Genomic DNA, 239 nt, shown 5'->3' with positions numbered 1-239 from the left:
AAAATGCTAAGGTTGTTTCTATTAAAACTGAACAACAAAAACAAGGTATTGACCTTGCCGATTTAGTAGATGATAGTAAAGTTGATTGGGATAAGTGGGTTTCATTTGACGGCAGACCATTAACTGATGATGTTAAAGAAGCTATGAAACGATTGCTAGGCAAACGTTTAGAAGACAAATAAGGAGGGTTCTATGAGCAGACAGGAGCTTTTAGAATATCTCCTTAAAGAAGTTGAAAA

Annotated in this window: 1 protein-coding gene; it reads left to right on the top strand. The window is 35.1% G+C overall.

The window, feature by feature from the left end; translation table 11 throughout:
* Window positions 1–182 (top strand): hypothetical protein (locus tag FDW96_RS12670; protein ID WP_212732893.1); only part of this gene is annotated, 182 nt, incomplete at its 5' end.
* Window positions 183–239: the final 57 nt, after the last annotated feature.

It is taken from the genome of Citrobacter sp. TBCS-15, from assembly GCF_005280815.1.
GTDB lineage: Bacteria > Pseudomonadota > Gammaproteobacteria > Enterobacterales > Enterobacteriaceae > Citrobacter > Citrobacter werkmanii.
This window is presented reverse-complemented; position numbering and strand designations above follow the sequence as displayed.